The following is an 18,013-nucleotide window of genomic DNA, read 5'->3' on the forward strand; positions in this document are numbered from 1 at the left end:
ATCAGGTCGGGCTGCCAGCCGCCAGCAGTGCCGTCGGCGCCGTCGGCGCCGTCGGCGCCGTCGGTGCCGTCGGTGCCGTCCAGTCCCCACTGACCGCTGGCCGAGACCCGGAAGCCGGTCATCACCTCGTCGCTGATGAACAGCGCGCCGTGGCGCCGGCAGATCTCGGAGAGGAACGCGTTGAAGCCGGGGCCGGGCGGGACGACCCCCATGTTGCCGGGCGCGGCCTCGGTGATCAGGCAGGCGATCCGGTCGCCGTGCTCGGCGAAGGCCGCCTCGACCGCGGCCCGGTCGTTGTAGGGCAGCACGAGCGTGAGCGCGGTCGACGACTCAGGGACGCCGGGAGTCCCCGGGATCGAGAACGTGGTCAGGCCGGAGCCCGCCGAGGCGAGCAGCGCGTCGAGGTGGCCGTGGTAGCAGCCGGCGAACTTCACGACCACGTCGCGACCGGTGAAGCCGCGGGCGAGCCGGATCGCCGACATCGTCGCCTCGGTGCCGGAGGAGACGAGCCGGACCTTCTCGACCGGGGTGCGGTCGATGATCTCCTCGACCAGCGCGACCTCGCCCTCGGTGGGCGTGCCGTACGACGTACCGCGGGCGACCGCCGCCTGGACCGCGGCGACCACCTCGGGGTGGGCGTGCCCGAGCAGCATCGGTCCCCAGGAGCAGATCAGGTCGACGTACTCGTTGCCGTCGACGTCGGTCAGCCAGGCGCCGCGCGCCGACGCGATGAACCGGGGGGTGCCGCCGACCGCGTTGAAGGCGCGGACCGGGGAGTTCACGCCGCCGGGCGTGACCGCGCGCGCCCGGTCGAACAGCTGCTCCGACCGGAGGGTCGGGCGGACCGCAGCGCGGGCGCTGCCGGGGCTCGGCGGGACGGGAGTCACCGCCTCATTGTGGCTGATCGGGCCACAACGGCACCTTTCGGGGGCCGTCTGACGTTACGCCTCCGCGGGTACTGTGGGGAGTGCCACGCCGGATCGAAGAAAATTCGAAGGTGTGACACCCGTAACCGGGGTATGGGACCATTCGTTCTGTCTGTGTCGCACCCGTGGGAGCAGGCGCGACGCACGGTGAGCCCGGATTTGGGGAGAGGCTCACGTGACCGAGCACGGGGCCCGCGAAAAGGGCCGGGGAGAGAGTTCAAATGTCGAGGAAGCGATTGGGACGGCTGCAACGCGCCGCCACCATCATTCCGCTCGCACTGCTGTCCGCTGCGTGGACCGCGAGCGTGGCCGGCATCGGCGGCGTCACGCCGTCGGTCTCTGCCGCCGAGCAGGGCCCCGACGGCTCGCTGCCGGACGGCACCAGCGTGCCGACCGAGGCGATCGAGGCGCCCGCGAGCGTCTCCGACCCTGACGCCCTGAGCCCGACCGGCAACGACCAGAACATCGTCGCGACCGCGTCCACCAACCAGATCCCGTCCGCGGCGCTCGCTGCCTACCAGCGCGCCGAGGCCGTCATCAACAAGGCCGACAAGTCCTGCAACCTCACCTGGCAGCTCGTCGCCGCCATCGGCCGCGTGGAGTCCAACCACGGCCGCGCCGGCGGCAACGTCCTCGACAACGACGGCGTTGCCCAGCCCGGGATCTTCGGCATCGCGCTCAACGGCAAGAAGAACACGCAGGCGATCAGCGACACCGACGCCGGCCAGTTCGACGGTGACACCCGCTGGGACCGGGCGATCGGCCCGATGCAGTTCATCCCCTCGACCTGGTCGATCGTGGGTGTCGACGCCGACGGTGACGCCAAGCGCAACCCGCAGGACATCGACGACGCCGCGCTCGCCACGGCGGTCTACCTCTGCTCCGGCAAGGACGACCTGTCGACCGTGGTCGGCCAGCGTGGGGCGGTCTTCCGCTACAACCACAGCCAGCAGTACGTCGACCTGGTGCTCTCGATCATGGACGCCTACCTCGAGGGCGACTTCACCACGATCCCGAACAACACCACCTCGGCCGGCTACATCGTCCCGGAGGCCCCGAGCTACAACCCGGGCACCTACAACGGCACGAAGGTCGACGAGCCCGACGCCGCTCCGGACACCGACGTCCCCGACGACACCTACGTCCCGGTGGACGACGGCGTCACCGAGACGCCTGACGGTGACGACGGCGACAACGACGGCGACAACGACGGCAACAACGGCGGGAACAACAACAACGGCCCGGTCGACGTGCCCGACACCAACACGCCGCTCGACGACGTGATCGAGCCGGTCGAGGACGCGCTCAACGGCCTGATCGACGGTCTGCTCGGCCCGCTCAAGGAGGGCCAGGTCCTCAGTTCCTGTGCCAACCGGTTCAACCCGATCACCCAGGCGGTGCAGTACCTCAACTGCGTGACCTCCTACGGGCTCAACCCCTGAGCACCTGACGCATCAGAAGGGCCCCGGATCATCGATCCGGGGCCCTTCGCGTTGACCGGCGGCTAGCGCACCAGCCGCGCGGCCTCCACCGCCCAGTAGGTGAGGATCACGTCGGCACCGGCCCCCCGGATCGCCGTGAGCGTCTCGAGGATCGCCGGCTCGCGGTCGATCCAGCCGTTGGCGGCGGCCGCCTCGACCATGGCGTACTCACCGCTGACGTTGTAGGCGGCGACCGGCACCCCGCTGTCCTGGAGGGCGTCCGCGACGTGACGGAGGACGTCGAGGTAGGCCAGGGCGGGCTTCACCATCACGATGTCCGCGCCCTGCTCCACGTCGAGCAGGGCCTCCCGGACGCCCTCGCGCCCGTTGCGCGGGTCCTGCTGGTAGGTGCGCCGGTCGCCCTGCAGCGAGGAGTCGACCGCCTCGCGGAAGGGCCCGAAGAAGGCCGAGGCGTACTTGGCGCCGTAGGCCAGGATCCCCGTGTCGGTGTGGCCGGCGGCGTCGAGGGCGGCGCGGACCACGGCGACCTGGCCGTCCATCATCCCGCTCGGACCGACCATGTCGACACCGGCGGCTGCCTGGCTGAGCGCCATCTCGGCGTACGCCGCCAGCGTGGCGTCGTTGTCGACGCGCCCGTCGGGCGTGAGCACGCCGCAGTGACCGTGGTCGGTGAACTCGTCGAGGCACAGGTCGGCCATCACCACGACCGCGTCGCCGACCTCCTCGACGACGTCGCGGATGGCGACGTTGAGGATGCCGTCGGGATCAGTGGCCCCCGTCCCGACCGCGTCCTTGGTCGTCGGGATCCCGAACAGCATCACGCCGCGGACCCCGGCCTCCGCCGCCTCGACGACCGCCTTGCGCAGCGTGTCGCGGGAGTGCTGGACCACCCCCGGCATCGACGAGATCGCCCGCGGCTCGCTGAGGCCCTCCCCCACGAACAGCGGCAGCACCAGCTGCCCCGGCCGCAGCGTCGTCTCCGCCACCAGCTCCCGCATCGCGGGCGTCGTACGCAGCCGGCGGGGACGTACGACCGGGCGGTTGATCTCGTTCATGGGGTCATTGTCGCGCATGCAGGAATCCCCGGCTGACCGGCGAAACATTCACTTGTCGGGCATTGCAGTGCCCAACAAGTGCAGGAATCCCCGGTCGACCGGGGATTCCTGCAACCCGGAATGAGCCCTACTCGGCCTTGCGACGCCGGCCGGACGCCTTGCGGTCCGACGGCTTGGTGACGGGGTCGCCGGCCTCGAGCATCGCCTGGCGGCGGGCAGCACCGAAGTCGGCGAGGGCCTCGACGAGGAGGTCGACGTCGGGCTTGGGGGCCATCACGTCGACCCGCAGGCCGTGCTCCTCGGCGGTCTTCGCCGTGGCGGGGCCGATCACCGCGATCACCGTCGACGGGTGCGGCTTGCCGGCGATGCCGACCAGGTTGCGCACGGTCGAGGACGACGTGAAGACGACGGCGTCGAACTTGCCGGTCTTGATCGCGTCGCGGGTCGGGGCCGGCGGCGGAGCGGCCCGCACGGTGCGGTACGCCGTGACGTCGTCGCACTCCCAGCCGAGGTCGATCAGGCCGGCCACGAGGTTCTCGGTGGCGATGTCGGCCCGCGGCAGGAAGACCCGGTTGATCGGGTCGAGCTGCTCGTCGTACTCCGGCCAGTCCTCGAGGAGACCGGCGGCGGACTGCTCGCCCGAGGGCACCAGGTCGGCGCGCAGGCCCCATGCGGCGATCGCCTGGGCGGTCTTGTCACCGACCGCGGCGATCTTGAGGCCGCTGAAGGCGCGGGCGTCGAGGCCGTACTCCTCGAACTTCTCGCGGACCGCCTTGACCGCGTTGACCGAGGTGAACGCGATCCACTCGTAGCGGCCCTCGACCAGGCCGCGCACGGCTTTGTCCATCTGCTGCGGGTTGCGGGGCGGCTCGACCGAGATGGTCGGCACCTCCTCCGGGACACCGCCGTAGTGGCGCAGGCTGGCCGACAGGGTGGCGCTCTGCTCCTTGGTGCGCGGCACCAGCACCCGCCAGCCGAACAGCGGCTTGGTCTCGAACCACGACAGCGTCGCGCGCAGGTCGACGACCTGCCCGACCACCGTGATCGCCGGCGGGGCGATCCGCGCGGCGCGGGCGTCGGCGGCGATCCGGGCGAGGGTGGAGGTGACCGTCTGCTGCTCGGTGGTCGTGCCGACGCGGGTCATCGCGACCGGGGTCTCCGGCGAGCGGCCGGCGGCGATCAGGTCCTTGGCGATGTCGCCGATCTGGCCGACGGCCGAGAGCAGCACCAGGGTCGACGAGGCGCCGTAGCGGCTCCAGTCGACCCGGTCGCCACAGGTGACGACGGCGACCTCGCGGTGGTCCTTCGTCGTGAGCGGGATGCCGGCGTACGCCGGGACCGCGCCGACCGAGGAGACGCCGGGGACGATCTCGAAGGCCAGACCGACCTTGGCGACCGCCTGGGCCTCCTCGGGCCCGGAGGCGTAGAGGAACGGGTCGCCGCTGAGCAGGCGCACCACGCGCAGGCCGCGCTTGGCCTGCTTCACGACCACCTTGGCGCGCGCGGCGTGGGTGAGCGGCTGCCCGTCCTCGCCGAACCCGCCGTCGACGACCTCGGGACCCTGCTCGGACTCGACGGCGTCGACGCCGCGGACCCGGGCGATCAGGTCGCGGTGCTCGGGCGCCTCGGTGATCAGCACCTCCGCGTCCTCGATCAGCCGCAGCGCGCGCACGGTCAGCAGCTCGGGGTCACCCGGGCCGGTGCCGACGAACGCCACGCCGGCAGCGTGGGTGGTCGTGGCCCTGGTCGGCCCGGACTTGGCAGCCTTGGCGGTGGCCGGCTGTCCTGATGGAGCTCGCGTCATGCGTTGTGCACCTCTGTCGATCCTGCGGTGGGGACGGTCGTGTCGGGGCCGGAAGAAGGGGGGGCGGGGGGAGCGGAGTCGAGCTGGCCGGCGCCGTCGTCGAGCAGCTCGCGCGCCAGCTGGGCGCCCAGGTGGGCAGCGCCGGCGCGATCGGTCAGGGGGGCGGAGATGGAGCGGCGTACGGCGAGCGACCCGTCCTCCGACAAGACGACGGCCCGCAGCCACAGCTCGGGGCCCTCCTCCCCTTCGGCGACGTCGGCCAGGGCGCCGATCGGGGCCGAGCAGCCGCCCTCCAGGGTGGCCAGCGCGGCGCGCTCGGCGACGACGGCGGCATGGGTCGCGGGGTGGTCGAGCACGGCCAGCAGGTCGGCGAGCGGGTCGTCGGCACGACACTCGATCGCGAGCGCTCCCTGCCCGGGCGCAGGCAGCATCTGGAGCGGGTCGAGCACCTCGCTCACCTCGTCCAGCCGCCCGATCCGCGCCAGGCCTGCGCGTGCCAGCACCACCGCGTCACACTCCCCCGCCCGCACCTTGCCGATCCGGGTATCGACGTTGCCACGAATGGCGACCACGTCCAAACCGAGGCCGAGTGCGTGCAGCTGGGCCGCCCGCCGGGGCGACCCGGTACCGACCACGCTGCCGGCCGGGAGCTCGCCCAGGGTGAGCCCGTCGCGGGCGACGACGACGTCGCGCGGGTCCTCGCGCTCCGGCACCGCGGCCAGCACGATCCCCGGCTCGGGGTAGGTGGGCAGGTCCTTGAGCGAGTGCACGGCCAGGTCGACCTCGCCGGCGACCAGGGCGTCGCGCAGCGCGCTGACGAAGACACCGGTGTTTCCCGAGGAGGTGGAGCCGCCCTGGAGCGGGGTGCCGGCCGCCTGGGTGCGGTCGCCCTCGGTGGTGACCTCGACCAGCACGGTGTCGACGCCGAGACGGTCGCGGACCAGCGCCGCGACCTGCTCGGCCTGGGTCGTCGCGAGGAGGCTGCGCCGGGTGCCGACCCTCAGGGTGCGGCGGTCGGTCGCCACGGACTGCGTCGGGGAGGTCACGGCGCTCCCTCCTCGGGCACGCCCATCGGACGGGTGACCGCGTCGACCGCCTCGGGGTCGAGCGCGAACAGCTCGGCGAGGGCGGCGGCGTAGGACACCGCACCCTGCTCGTTGGCGAGCTCCTTGACCCGGACCGTCGGCTCGTGGAGGAGCTTGTCGGCGACCCGGCGCACGGCGTGCCAGATCTCGGCCCGGACGGCGTCGTCGAGCTCGGGCAGCCGGCTCTCGAGCCGGGTCATCTCGGCGTCCACGACCGAGGTGGCCATCGAGCGGAGCGCGACCACGGTCGGGGTGACGCTGGCCTGCCGGCGGGCGGCGAGGAAGGCGGTGACCTCCTCGCCCAGGATCCGGCGCACCTCGAGCACCTCGGCACCGCTGGTGCCGTCGTGGAGCGCCTCGGCCAGCTGTGCGAGCCCGACCAGGGTGACCCCCGGGAGCTCGCCGGCGGCGGGGTCGACGTCGTGCGGCAGCGCGAGGTCGATGATGGCGAGCGGTCGGTCACCGGCGTGCGCGCGAGCGGTCTCCAGGAGGTCCCGCCCGACCAGGGTCCCGGCCGAGCCGGTGCAGGTGATCAGCACGTCGGCCTCGGCGAGCTCGGCCACCAGCCCGGGCATGGGTACGGCGTGCGCGTCGTACTGTGCCGCGAGCCGCTTGGCCCGCTCCAGCGACCGGTTGACGACGGCGACCCGGCGGGCGCCCATCCGGGAGACCGTGGCGGTCGCGAGCCCGGCCATCGCGCCCGCCCCCAGGACCACGGCGGACTTGTCGCGAACCGAGTTGGCCGCCCCGTCGATCTGGTCGAGGGCGGCCGTGACCAGGGTCGGCGCGACCTGGTCGATCGCCGTCTCGGCGCGGGTGCGCTTGCCGACCCGGAGGGCCTGCTGGAAGAGGGTGTTGAGGGCGGGGCCGACGGTGCCGAGCTCCTGGCCCCGACGAAGCGCCTCGCGGGTCTGGCCGAGGATCTGGCCCTCGCCGACCGCCATCGAGTCGAGCCCGGCGGCGACCGTGAAGAGGTGGGAGATCGCGCCGTCGTCGTAGTGCACGTAGAGGTGCTGCAGCATCTCCTCGGTGGTCTGGCCGGCCCGCTCGACGAGAAGCCGCGAGAGCGACTCGACGCTGCCGTGGAAGCGCTCCACCTCGGTGTAGATCTCCACCCGGTTGCAGGTGGCGATGACCGTGGCCTCGGCGACGTGCTCGCACGACGACGCGTCGGCGATCAGCTTCTGCACGCCGTCGTCGTCGAGCGCCACCCGCTCGAGGAGCGCGACGGGCGCTGAGTTGTGGGAGATCCCGACCACCAGGATGCTCATGCATCGCCTCCGATCGCGGCGGCGACGTGGTCGCGCTCGTGCTCGTGCGCCTTGCGCTGTTCGTGGTAGGCGAGGATCTGCAGCTCGATCGACAGGTCGACCTTGCGCACGTCGACGCCGTCGGGGACCGAGATCACCGCCGGCGCGAAGTTGAGGATGCTGGTGACACCGGCCGCGACCATCCGGTCGGCGACGTCCTGGGCCGCGGCGGCCGGGGTGGCGATCACGCCGATCGCGACCGCATGCTCGCTGGCGATCGCCTCGAGGTCGTCGAACGGCCGCACCGGCACCCCGGCGACGACCTCCGCGTGCCGCTCCGGGTCGGCGTCGAGCAGGGCGACGACCCGGAACCCGCGGCTGCGGGAGCCGGAGTAGTTCGCGAGGGCGTGACCGAGGTTTCCGATGCCGACGATGACGACCGGCCAGTCCTGGGTCACCCCGATCTCGCGGGCGATCTGGTAGCGCAGGTAGTCGACGTCGTAGCCGACACCCCGGGTGCCGTAGCTGCCGAGGTAGGAGAGGTCCTTGCGGAGCTTGGCGCTGTTGACGCCGGCGGCCGTGGCGAGCTCTTCGCTGGAGCAGGTGCGGATGCCGCCCTCGGCGAGCGCCGTCAGGGCCCGCAGGTAGACGGGCAGGCGCGCCACCGTGGCCTCCGGGATCACCCGGGCCGTCTCGCTCGAACTCCGTGCGGTCACAGCTCTACTTTCCAGCCGGACTCCTGCTGAGATCGAGGATCCGGCCAGATCACTGTAGAAGTTTGTGAATGCGAGAACAAATCACCGGGAAGGCCCGGCCGGTGGCTGCCGTCAGCGCTCGACACTGGTGTGAGTGATAGGCCACACCACCAGCCGGTAGGCCGCGAAGTTGAGCGCGAGGCTGCACGCGATCGAGGCCAGCTTGGCGGCGGCCAGGCGCAGGTCACCGTCGTCGACGACGGTCTCGAGCGCCCAGAGCCAGCCGTGGATGAGCAGCGGTTGGGCGACCCACATCACCGCCCCGGTGGTGGCCACGAAGAGCCCCGCCTGCCGCAGCGTCAGCCGCTCGGCGCGGAAGGTGAAGAGGCCGTTGACGACGAAGCTGAACACCATGCCCGCGCTCGACGAGCAGAAGTTCGCGAGGGTGATCCCGAGCCGCTCGTGCAGCACCAGGAACAGCGCCCAGTCGATCGCGGTGTTGCAGACGCCGACGCCGGCGAACCGCACCACGGTCCACGGGATGCGGCGGCTCAGAGGAGGGCCCCCGGGTCGTCCTGCCCCATGTCGCGGTGCCGGCGCGGCAAGGGCGGGTCGCCGTCGCGCGCGACCAGCGCGAGCGAGTACAGCGGTCGGTCCTGGGCCTCGATGTAGACGCGGCCGAGGTACATGCCGATCACGCCCATCATGATCAGCTGGATGCCACCGAGCAGGAACATGCCGACGCCGAGGAACGCCCACCCGGGCACCGACTGGTCGGGGCGGAACAGCCGCACGTAGGCGACGTACGCCGCCAGCAGCACGCTGAGCAACGAGATGAAGATGCCGAGGCGGCTGATCATCCGCAGCGGCGCGGTCGAGAAGCCGAGGATGCCGTTGGCGGCGAAGCCCAGCATCTTGCGCAGCGGGTAGCCCGTCTCGCCCGCGAACCGCTCGTCGCGGTCGAAGAGCAGCGCCTCCTGCCGGAAGCCGACGTGCGCGACGATCCCGCGCAGGAACCGGCCGTGCTCGCGGTAGCGGGCGACCTCCGCGACGACCTTGGCGTCCATCAGCCGGAAGTCGCCGACGTTGCGGGGGATCTCGATGGAGGCGAGCCGGTCGAGCGCCCAGTAGAAGAGGTAGGCCGTGCTGCGCTTGAACACCGTGTCCTTGCGGCTGCGGCGCTGGCCGTAGACGACGTCGACGCCGTCCTCCCACAGGTCGAGCATCTGCACGCTGACCGCGGGCGGGTCCTGGAGGTCGGTGTCCATCACGATCACGGCATCCGCCGCCGCGCCTTCCGCGACCAGGTCGAGCCCGGCGGTGACCGCGAGCTGGTGACCGAAGTTGCGGGACAGGGAGAGCACGGTCACCCGCGAGTCGGCGGACCGCAGCTCGAGCAGCCGCTCGAGCGACTGGTCCCGGCTGCCGTCGTCGATGTAGACGAACTCGAAGTCGAGGTCGCTCCGGGCGTCGGTGGCCTCGCTGAGCGCGGCGTGGAAGACCGCGATGTTGTCCTGCTCGTTGTAGACGGGCAGGACGTACGTGATCCGGCGCCGGACTGCACCGTGCGGGTCGGCGGGATCGGGCATGCGGGGAACTCTAGTGTCTGGGTCGAGGCCCGAGTCCGCGACCCGGCACCCGACCGGGTGCGCCCGTCACCGCCAGGTGAACAGGTCGGCGAGGACGACGTCGCTGGTGCCGAGAGGGGTGCGGACCCGGACGTGGCGGGTCATGCGGCCGGTCGTGGCCGGCGAGACGGCGGTGACCTGGGAGTCGGAGTCGACGACGAAGGTCACGGTGCCGATCCCGCCGAACGTCACCCGGGTGGCGCCGGCGAACCCGGTGCCGGTGATCACCACCTCGGTGCCCCCTGCCAGCGGACCCGACGAGGGGGCGATGCCGGTGACCGTCGGGGCGACGCCATAGGTGAAGCGGCCGGCGACGACGGTCGGACTGGTGCCGACCAGGTTGCGCACCACGATGTTCCGGGTGACGTTCGTGGTCGAGCGGGGCGAGACGGCGGTGATCTGGGTGTCGGAGTCGACCGTGAAGCTCGTCGCCTGCCCGGTCGACCCGAAGCTCACCCGGGTCGTGCCGGCGAACCCGGTGCCGGTGATCACCACCTCGGTGCCCCCTGCCAGCGGACCCGACGAGGGGGCGATGCCGGTGACCGTCGGGGCGACGCCGTAGGTGAACCGGTCGGCGACGACGGCAGGGCTGACCCCGGCGGGGCCGCGGACCAGGATGTTGCGGGTGACGCTGACTGCCGAGGGAGGCGAGACGGCGGTGATCTGGGTGTCGGAGTCGACGGTGAAGCTCGTCGCCTGCCCGGTCGACCCGAAGTCCACCCGGGTGGCACCGGTGAACCCGGTGCCGGTGATCACCACCTCGGTGCCCCCTGCCAACGGGCCCGATGCGGGGGCAACGCCCGTGATCGCGGGGGCCGACTGCCACTGGGCGTGGGCGGAGACCTGCACGGGACCGCCGTCGGCGCTGGCGCCGGGGAGCGTGCTCGTCCCGGTGATCGGGTCGCCCGTGCCGTCGGCCGCGGAGTTCCAGCCGGTGAAGACGGAGCCGGCCTTGGTCGGGTCCGACGGGAAGAGGCGGTCGCCGTTGGCGAAGGTGTCGGCGAACACGGTCACGGGGTCGGGTGCGGTCGAGCCGCCGCGGGTGTCGAAGTCGACCGCGTAGTGGCGGTCCCGGACGGTCACGTCGCCGCCGGTCACGTGCGGGGTGGGCAGCAGGATCCGGCCACCGTCCTCGATCTGGCCCTGGCCGACGATGGTGGCGTACGTCGGGTCGGGGCCGGCGGAGCCGTCGATCACCCCGTCGGGGCCGATGGTGATCTCAGCGCCGAGCACGGAGTCCGGCACCCGTAGGAACCCGGAGGGCAGGCGCAGCACGCCGCCGTCGACCGCCAGCGTCCCGAACCCGGTCGCGCCCTCCCCCGCGCCGACCGCGGAGCTCGGGCCGGTCGCGATCACGGTGCCTCCGTCGATGACGGTGGTGCCGCCGGCGCCGGACAGGTCCCCTCCGATGCCGGCTGCGTCCACGCCGCCGCGCGCACTGACCGCGCCGCCCTTGATCGTGACGGTGGACCCCGTGTTCCTGATCCCGGCAATCCCGGGTGAGCCGGAGGCGTCGGCCGTCATGGTGCCGCCGCCCGCGGTGTCGTCGATCGTGAGCGCCTGATCGGCGGCGATCAGCGCGTTGCGGACGGTCAGGTCGTGGCCGGCGAGGTCGAGGACCGCGTGACAGCCGATGCTGACCTCGGCTCCCGGGGCGACGATCTCGGCGGCCAGGGTGATGGTGGTCGGGTAGTCGACCGTGCCGGTGCAGGTGCTGCCGGCTGCCTGCAGCGCCGCGATGCTGTCCACCGTGGTGTCGCCGGAGAACGGCGCCGCGATCATCGACACCGAGCTGCTGCTGTAGCTGGCGACGTAGGTGGTGTGGGTCGAGCGGTCCGTGGCCAGCCCGTAAGGACTCTGCCCGACCGGGACCGTCGCGGTCACCGAGTTCGAGGTGCCGTCGATCACCGACACCACGTGGTTGGTGGCGCTGGTGACGTAGGCCGTGTGCGTGCTCGGATCCACCGCGACGCCGTACGGGCCGTTGGGCACCGGGATGGTCGCGGTCACCGAGTTCGAGGTGCCGTCGATCACCGACACCGAGCTGCTGCTGATGTTGGTGACATACGCGGTGTGCGTGGAGGGGTCCACCGCGATGGCGAACGGGCTGATCTCGACCGGGACCGTCGCGGTCACCGCGTTCGTGGTGCCGTCGATCACCGACACCGAGCCGTTGTTGTAGCTGGTGACGTAGGCCGTGTGCGTGGTCGGATCCACCGCGACGCCGTACGGGCTGGACCCGACCGGGACCGTTGCGGTCACCACGTTCGTGGTGCCGTCGATCACCGACACCGTGTTCTCGTAGGTGTTGGCGACGTAGACCGTGTGCGTGGTCGGGTCGACCGCGACGCCGTACGGGCCGGACCCGACCGGGACCGTCGCGGTCACCGCGTTCGTGGTGCCATCGATCACCGACACCGTGTTGTCGTTGTGCCCGGTGACGTACGCCGTGTGCGTGGTCGGGTCCACCGCGACGCCGTACAGACCGGACCCGACCGGGACCGTCGCGGTCACCGATCTCGTGGTGCCGTCGATCACCGACACCGAGCTGTCGTCGAGGTTTCCGACGTACGCCGTGTGCGTCGACGGATCCACCGCCACGGAGAACGGACCGCCCCCGACCGGGACCGTGGCCACGACGTCGTAGGTGCCCGCAGCCTGGGCACCGGTGCCGCTCATGGGGGTCGAGGCAAGCGCGGCGACCAGGGCAAGACCGAGGAGCGGGCGGCGGGTACGCAGCAACAGCGGAGGCATCGGAAAGCACCGTTCAGTCGTCGGGGATCAGGCGGGCGTGCGTCTGGTCCGGGACGAGGAGCCTCGTGCGCTCGGTGCGATCACTCGCAGCGATGCGTTCCATGCAGTCCGCGAACCGTAGCCGGGTTGCCGCGAACCCGTGCCGTTTCCCGCCGAACCGGACCGTTTGTCCGGGTAAGCGCTGCCGGTCCCCGTCTCAGATGGCCATCAGGCCGAGCACGACGATCACCGTCGCGAAGACGCCGGAGAGCGCGAGCTGCACCGGCTTCAGCCACCGGCTGAGGCGGGCGTCGGTGCCCTCCAGCCGCTCGCGCACCGGGTCGGCGTGGTGGCGGCGGAGGTACGACTCGCGGAGGAACCCGGCACCCGCGACCGCGAACAGCGGCCCGGCCGTGGTCCAGTAGCGCGACCCGGCGACGTGGACGAAGGGCTGCACGAAGAGCGCCAACAGGCTCAGCTTCACCAGCGTGTCGAGGATCTGCGACTCGAGGGACCGCAGCTGGACGAACAGCATCGAGAGCAGCGCGAACAACAGGAACGGGACGTAGTAGAGGTACGTCGACCAGTAGACGACCCGCTCCGCCACCTCGCCGACGGGCCCGCGTCCGTCCTCCGGCGCGATGTAGCGCACGAAGTTGGCGGGGATGAAGAGGTAGGAGCCGATGTTCCACCAGGCCTGGCGCGCGTAGTCGCGGCGGTCGAGGTCACGCAGCGCGTAGTCGGACATCTGCTGCTCGACCACGACCTCGGACTCGCCCGTGGCGCGGCTGACCTCGCGGGCGTAGCGCAGCGGGCGGAACCACAGGTAGCTGTCGGGGTCGCACTCGCCGAAGCAGACGAGCTCGCGATCACCGAACGTGTTCGCCAGGGAGATCGGCACCGTGGTCGTGGTGACCACCCGGGTGTCCAACGACTTCGACGCTGCGATCGACCACGGCGCGAGCAGCATCAGGCAGACCACGCCGGCCACGGCAGCGGCCCCGAGCGCCCGCCAGCGCTGCACGCCCTTCAGCAGCACCAGCGCCGCGACCAGGGTCACGCTGCCGAGCACGGCGAGCACGATCGACGTGCTCGACCGCAGGTAGAGGACCGTGATCGCGAGGAGACCGAGCTGGACCGCCTCCTTCCACGCCGGTGGCTCACCGGCGCGGAGCTTGCGGAGCATGTCGACGACGTGGGCGACGAGCACGATCAGCACGACGCCGCTGAGCGGGTCGCCGTACGCCGTGAACGACATCAGCACCCAGCTCGGCAGCAGCGCGGGGAAGGCGACCAGCAGCGCGGCGTACCCGGAGCCGAGCCGGTTGCGGACCGAACGCACCGCCCAGAGCAGGACCAGGAGGTTGGCGAGGCCGAGGTAGGCACGGCACAGCGGGTCGGCCGCGTCCGGGAACACCACGAACAGCGGCGTCATCAGGATCGCCATGCCGGGCATGAACCAGCCCGAGCCGACCACGTTGCGCTCGAGCTCGGCCCCGTCGGGCGCGGTGAACGCGAAGACGTCGCGCACCAGGTTCGACAGGGCGCGGGCGCCGTCGTAGTACTGCTGCTCGTCGTTGTACGCCGGTGCGTGCATCGTCAGCGGGTAGATCAGCAGCTTGAGCACGACGTGGGCGACCAGCAGCCAGACCAGCAGCACCTCGGTGCGCGGCATCCGGGCGGCCACGCGGGTGACGACGCCCGTCATGCCTCGTCGTCCCAGCGCTTCGTCGACTTCGGCTGGCTGCAGACGTCGGGTGCGTCCGCGGGCGGCTCGACGACCGGGAGGTCGAGCTCGAACGTGCCGCGCACGATGGTGTCCTCCTCGATGCCGGGCAGCTGCTCGACCAGCACCCGCACGGTCTCCTGCCGGCCGGCGCCGGGCACGCGGAGCACGGCGTCGTACGGCGCGGGGCGCTTCGAGGCGACGAACCCGGCCTCGGCGAAGTCGGCGACGATCGCGTCGAGCGCCTCGGGAGCGTCGATCTCGTCGTACTGGCCGATCAGCCGCCGCCGCAGCTCACCGTCGACCTCGACGTCCCCGTCGCGCCGGATCTGGTAGCCGAAGCTGAACCGGACGTCGCCCGGGAGCGGGAAGCAGCCGTTGGTGAGGGCGTCGGGGGGTACCTCGGGCCGGTAGTCCTCGGTCGGCTCGGCGCGACCGAACCGGTGGCTGACGAGCAGGACGACGAGCACCGCCACGATCCCCGCCAGCGCCCCCATGCTCCGCGCCTTCCCCGTCACGCCCACGACCCTAAGGTGTGGCCGCGGGTCAGCCGCCGAGGGCCCTCCGCAGACGCGCCGGATCGACCCGCCAGAAGTCGTGCTGCCGTCCGTCGACGAAGGTCACCGGGATCTCGTGGGCGAACCGCTGCTGCAGCTCCGGGTCGCCGTCGATGGAGATCTCGACGTAGTCCTCGCCCAGCTCGGCGCACACCGCCACGACCACGGCCCGCGCCTCGTCGCACAGGTGACACCCGGGACGGCCGTAGAGGGTGACCCGCGGCGCTGCGACGTCATTCACGCGCGACTCACTCCAGCAGCCCCAGGGCGCGGCGCCGCTCGCGTCCGCGCAGCCGGCCCTTCTGCACCTTGCCGGTCACCGTGTGCGGCAGCTCCGCCACGACCTCGATCCGGGTGGGCCGCTTGAACCGTGCGAGCCGCTGCTCGCAGTGCTCCTCCACCGCTGTCACCAGCGCCGCGGCGGCGGCCTCCGGCCCGGCAGGTACGACGTACGCGACGACCGCCTCGCCGGTCAGCTCGTCCTCGGCGCCGATGACGGCCGCGTGGCGCACGCCTGGGACCTCGAGGAGCACGGCCTCGACCTCGGTCGGGTAGACGTTGAACCCGGAGACGATCACCAGGTCCTTCACGCGGTCGACCAGGTGCAGGTCGCCGGCGTCGTCGAGCACACCGACGTCGCCGGTCGCCCACCACCCATCGGCGTCGGGACCGTCCGCGCCGTCGGGCCAGTAGCCGCTGAACAGGTTGGCCCCGCGGATCTCGATCTCACCCGGGTCGGCGAGGTCGGCGCCGCTCAGCGGGACGCCGTCGTCGTCGACCAGCCGGAGCTCGATGCCGTCGAGGGGCGCGCCCACCGAGCCGGGCTCCGGCTTCTCCGAGCGCAGCGTCGTGGTCACCACCGGCGCGGCCTCGGTCAGGCCGTAGCCCTGGTGCACCGGGATCCCGGTGCGACTCGTGAAGTCGTCGATGACCTCGGCCGCCAGCGGCGCCGACCCGGAGAGAACCAGCCGCACCGGACCGAGCCGCTCCTCGAGCGCGTCGACGTCGCGCCAGTAGGCGAACACCGGCGGGGCGACCGGGACGACGCTGCAGGCCTCGTCCTCGATCAGGTCGAGGGTGCCCTCGGGGTCGAACCGCTCGGCGAGCACCAGCTTGGCGCGGTGGCGGAGCACGCCGCCGAGCACCGCGTTGAGGCCGTAGACGTGGAAGAGCGGCAGCACGCCGAGCACGACGTCGTCGCTGTGGATCATCGGCGGGTCGACGGTGGCGACCTGGTCGAGGTTGGCGACCAGCGCGCGATGGGTCAGCATCACCGCGCGCGGCAGGCCGGACGTGCCGCTCGTGTAGAGCAGCACGGCGAGCTTCTCGGGATCGCGCAGCGGCGGCACCGTCCGCGGCTCGACCGAGCAGAGGTCGTCGTACGAGCGCTCGTCGGCCTCGAGCGGCGCTCCGACCACGACCACTCGCACCGCACGGTCACCACCCTGGTTCACGGTGGTCGTCGCGGTGCGCACCGCGGCGACGGTCTCGGCGTCGGCGACGACCATCCGGGCGCCGGAGTCGGCGAGCATCCGGGCCAGCTCGTCGGGCGTCGAGCCGGGGTTGACGGGGANGCTCGTCGGGCGTCGAGCCGGGGTTGACGGGGACGGCGACCGCCTGGGCGCGGAGGATCCCGAAGTACGTCGTGACGAACTCCAGCCGGTTGCCGAGCGCGAACAGCACCCGGTGACCGGCCACGATCCCGGCCTCACCGAGACCGCTGGCAACCCTGGTCACCTCGTCGTCGAGCTCGGCCCAGGTCATCCCCCGGCCGCCGGCCTCGACCACAGCGAGCCGCTCCCCGGCCTCGGCCGCTGCGGTTCCCACCAGGGCGGCCACGTCGGGAACAGACATGGCGGCGATAGTACGCGCGCGACCGGACCAGGCTCATGCCTCCTGCGAAACAGGGCCGCGACTAGGCTTCCCCCATGGCAGCGCCTCCTGATCGCTCCAAGCGGCTCAACCTCAAGCAGCGCTCCAAGCTCGCCGGCGAGGCCGCAGCCGCCGCCACCGAGGTCGAGACCGCCCTCACGCTGCCCGCGGACACCCGGGCCGCGGCGTTCTTCGACGTCGACAACACCGTGATGCAGGGCGCGAGCATCTTCCACTTCGCGCGCGGCCTCTACCGCCGCAAGTTCTTCACGACCCGCGACCTGGTCGGAGCCGCCTACAAGCAGGCCTACTTCCGGTTCGTCGGCGTCGAGGACCCCGAGCACGTCGCCGAGGCACGCAATTCGGCGCTCGCCTTCATCGCCGGCCACACCGTGATCGAGCTCCAGGACCTGGGTGAGGAGATCTTCGACGAGGCGATGGCGCACCGGATCTGGCCCGGCACCCGCGCCCTCGCCCAGCTGCACCTCGACCAGGGCCAGCGCGTGTGGCTGGTCACCGCCGCCCCGATCGAGATCGCCCAGGTGATCGCCCGGCGGCTCGGCCTGACCGGCGCGATGGGCACGGTCGCCGAGCACGAGAACGGCGTCTACACCGGCCGGCTGGTCGGCGACCTGCTGCACGGCCCGGCGAAGGCCGAGGCGATCAAGGCGCTCGCGGAGCGCGAGGGACTCGACCTGGCCGCGTGCTCGGCGTACTCCGACTCGATCAACGACCTGCCGATGCTGAGCCTGGTCGGCGACCCCTGCGCGATCAACCCCGACGCGAGGCTGCGCGCCCACGCCCGCGAGCACGGCTGGCGGGTGCGGGACTACCGCACCGGACGCAAGGCCGCCCGGGCCGGCCTGGTGGTCGGATCGGCCGCCTCGGGCGCGGCCGTGGCCAGCGTCCTGGTGGGCCGGCAGGTGCGCAAACACCTCCGTTAACACCGGTTGAAGGGCGCGCGTACGCCGGCTCAGGGTTGTCCGTTTTGTACCGTCGAGGGCCGATCGGCCCTACCATGCGGTAGGGGCGTCAACCTGGGAGGGAAACCAGTGAGCCGGGACAGGGACATCACGCGGGGTCTTGCGGCCTTGCGCGCTGCCGTCGCGGCCGCCCTCCAGCCCCCCGTCTCCCCCGCCCTCGCTGTCGCCGGCGGAGCTCCGCAGGCGGCCCCTGCGGGCCCCTCCCCGCTCGGCTGGCTGTTCAGCGAGGCGACCTACGGTCCCGACTCCGGCGTCGG

Annotated in this window: 17 protein-coding genes; 3 read left to right on the forward strand and 14 right to left on the reverse strand. The window is 72.1% G+C overall.

The genetic code is table 11. The annotated features are described in order from the left end of the window. The coding region (locus H0488_RS13765; protein ID WP_183099840.1) for an aminotransferase class III-fold pyridoxal phosphate-dependent enzyme at nt 1-887 on the reverse strand (887 nt) is incomplete at its 3' end. Between the two features lie 260 nt (nt 888-1,147). On the opposite strand from H0488_RS13765, the gene H0488_RS13770 reads away from it, so the two are divergent. Next, complete coding sequence (locus H0488_RS13770) at nt 1,148-2,368, forward strand: lytic transglycosylase domain-containing protein (protein WP_183099841.1); 1,221 nt, start codon at nt 1,148-1,150, stop codon at nt 2,366-2,368. Between the two features lie 62 nt (nt 2,369-2,430). Here H0488_RS13770 and hemB read toward each other — a convergent pair whose 3' ends face one another. The 13 genes from hemB to H0488_RS24150 all read right to left on the reverse strand — a co-directional run bounded on the left by hemB (nt 2,431) and on the right by H0488_RS24150 (nt 16,755). Further along, nucleotides 2,431-3,423: a porphobilinogen synthase gene (gene hemB, locus H0488_RS13775; protein WP_220794571.1), complete on the reverse strand. Its 993-nt coding sequence runs from the start codon at nt 3,421-3,423 to the stop codon at nt 2,431-2,433. Between the two features lie 127 nt (nt 3,424-3,550). After that, nucleotides 3,551-5,227, reverse strand: a complete 1,677-nt coding sequence (locus H0488_RS13780; protein ID WP_183099842.1) for a bifunctional uroporphyrinogen-III C-methyltransferase/uroporphyrinogen-III synthase — start codon at nt 5,225-5,227, stop codon at nt 3,551-3,553. Further along, nucleotides 5,224-6,273 carry a hydroxymethylbilane synthase gene (gene hemC / locus H0488_RS13785; protein ID WP_312856340.1) on the reverse strand — a complete coding sequence of 350 codons (1,050 nt, stop codon included), beginning with the start codon at nt 6,271-6,273 and terminating at the stop codon, nt 5,224-5,226. The genes H0488_RS13780 and hemC overlap by 4 nt, the downstream gene beginning before the upstream one ends. Next, complete coding sequence (locus H0488_RS13790) at nt 6,270-7,583, reverse strand: glutamyl-tRNA reductase (protein ID WP_183099843.1); 1,314 nt, start codon at nt 7,581-7,583, stop codon at nt 6,270-6,272. The genes hemC and H0488_RS13790 overlap by 4 nt, the downstream gene beginning before the upstream one ends. Then, nucleotides 7,580-8,278, reverse strand: coding sequence for a redox-sensing transcriptional repressor Rex (locus H0488_RS13795; RefSeq protein WP_183099844.1), 699 nt, complete (start codon nt 8,276-8,278; stop codon nt 7,580-7,582). The genes H0488_RS13790 and H0488_RS13795 overlap by 4 nt, the downstream gene beginning before the upstream one ends. A gap of 111 nt (nt 8,279-8,389) precedes the next feature. Then, nucleotides 8,390-8,788, reverse strand: a complete 399-nt coding sequence (locus H0488_RS13800; protein WP_183099845.1) for a GtrA family protein — start codon at nt 8,786-8,788, stop codon at nt 8,390-8,392. Between the two features lie 20 nt (nt 8,789-8,808). Next, nucleotides 8,809-9,846: a glycosyltransferase family 2 protein gene (locus H0488_RS13805; RefSeq protein ID WP_183099846.1), complete on the reverse strand. Its 1,038-nt coding sequence runs from the start codon at nt 9,844-9,846 to the stop codon at nt 8,809-8,811. A gap of 66 nt (nt 9,847-9,912) precedes the next feature. Beyond that, complete coding sequence (locus tag H0488_RS13810; RefSeq protein ID WP_183099847.1) at nt 9,913-12,639, reverse strand: IPT/TIG domain-containing protein; 2,727 nt, start codon at nt 12,637-12,639, stop codon at nt 9,913-9,915. 196 nt (nt 12,640-12,835) lie between these two features. Beyond that, nucleotides 12,836-14,326, reverse strand: coding sequence for a hypothetical protein (locus tag H0488_RS13815; RefSeq protein ID WP_183099848.1), 1,491 nt, complete (start codon nt 14,324-14,326; stop codon nt 12,836-12,838). After that, nucleotides 14,323-14,862, reverse strand: coding sequence for a hypothetical protein (locus tag H0488_RS13820; RefSeq protein WP_183099849.1), 540 nt, complete (start codon nt 14,860-14,862; stop codon nt 14,323-14,325). Before H0488_RS13820 ends, H0488_RS13815 begins: the two co-directional genes overlap by 4 nt. A gap of 28 nt (nt 14,863-14,890) precedes the next feature. Beyond that, the gene (locus H0488_RS13825; RefSeq protein WP_183099850.1) at nt 14,891-15,142 is read right to left on the reverse strand and encodes a glutaredoxin family protein; all 252 of its coding nucleotides are present in this window, start codon (nt 15,140-15,142) and stop codon (nt 14,891-14,893) included. A gap of 7 nt (nt 15,143-15,149) precedes the next feature. Beyond that, the gene (locus H0488_RS13830) at nt 15,150-16,433 is read right to left on the reverse strand and encodes a class I adenylate-forming enzyme family protein (RefSeq protein ID WP_246372111.1); all 1,284 of its coding nucleotides are present in this window, start codon (nt 16,431-16,433) and stop codon (nt 15,150-15,152) included. Then, complete coding sequence (locus H0488_RS24150) at nt 16,339-16,755, reverse strand: AMP-binding protein (protein WP_246372113.1); 417 nt, start codon at nt 16,753-16,755, stop codon at nt 16,339-16,341. Before H0488_RS24150 ends, H0488_RS13830 begins: the two co-directional genes overlap by 95 nt. Nucleotides 16,756-16,829: 74 nt before the next feature. Here H0488_RS24150 and H0488_RS13835 point away from each other — a divergent pair, with 74 nt between their 5' ends. Next, nucleotides 16,830-17,717 (forward strand): HAD family hydrolase, encoded by an 888-nt coding sequence (locus H0488_RS13835; RefSeq protein ID WP_183099851.1) that lies wholly within the window; start codon nt 16,830-16,832, stop codon nt 17,715-17,717. Between the two features lie 108 nt (nt 17,718-17,825). Then, nucleotides 17,826-18,013: hypothetical protein (locus tag H0488_RS23675; RefSeq protein WP_220794572.1), on the forward strand; the 188-nt coding region annotated here is incomplete at its 3' end.

Origin of the sequence: Nocardioides pelophilus, assembly GCF_014180685.1 — a bacterium.
Taxonomy (GTDB): domain Bacteria; phylum Actinomycetota; class Actinomycetes; order Propionibacteriales; family Nocardioidaceae; genus Nocardioides; species Nocardioides pelophilus.

Bases quoted from the DNA above. Each gene is read 5' to 3' on its own strand.
- H0488_RS13770 (WP_183099841.1), top strand. From the start codon at position 1,148: ATGTCGAGGAAGCGATTGGGACGGCTGCAACGCGCCGCCACCATCATT.
- hemB (WP_220794571.1), bottom strand. From the start codon at position 3,423: ATGAACGAGATCAACCGCCCGGTCGTACGTCCCCGCCGGCTGCGTACG.
- H0488_RS13780 (WP_183099842.1), bottom strand. From the start codon at position 5,227: ATGACGCGAGCTCCATCAGGACAGCCGGCCACCGCCAAGGCTGCCAAG.
- H0488_RS13790 (WP_183099843.1), bottom strand. From the start codon at position 7,583: ATGAGCATCCTGGTGGTCGGGATCTCCCACAACTCAGCGCCCGTCGCG.
- H0488_RS13805 (WP_183099846.1), bottom strand. From the start codon at position 9,846: ATGCCCGATCCCGCCGACCCGCACGGTGCAGTCCGGCGCCGGATCACG.
- H0488_RS13810 (WP_183099847.1), bottom strand. From the start codon at position 12,639: ATGCCTCCGCTGTTGCTGCGTACCCGCCGCCCGCTCCTCGGTCTTGCC.
- H0488_RS13815 (WP_183099848.1), bottom strand. From the start codon at position 14,326: ATGACGGGCGTCGTCACCCGCGTGGCCGCCCGGATGCCGCGCACCGAG.
- H0488_RS13830 (WP_246372111.1), bottom strand. From the start codon at position 16,433: ATGCTCGCCGACTCCGGCGCCCGGATGGTCGTCGCCGACGCCGAGACC.
- H0488_RS13835 (WP_183099851.1), top strand. From the start codon at position 16,830: ATGGCAGCGCCTCCTGATCGCTCCAAGCGGCTCAACCTCAAGCAGCGC.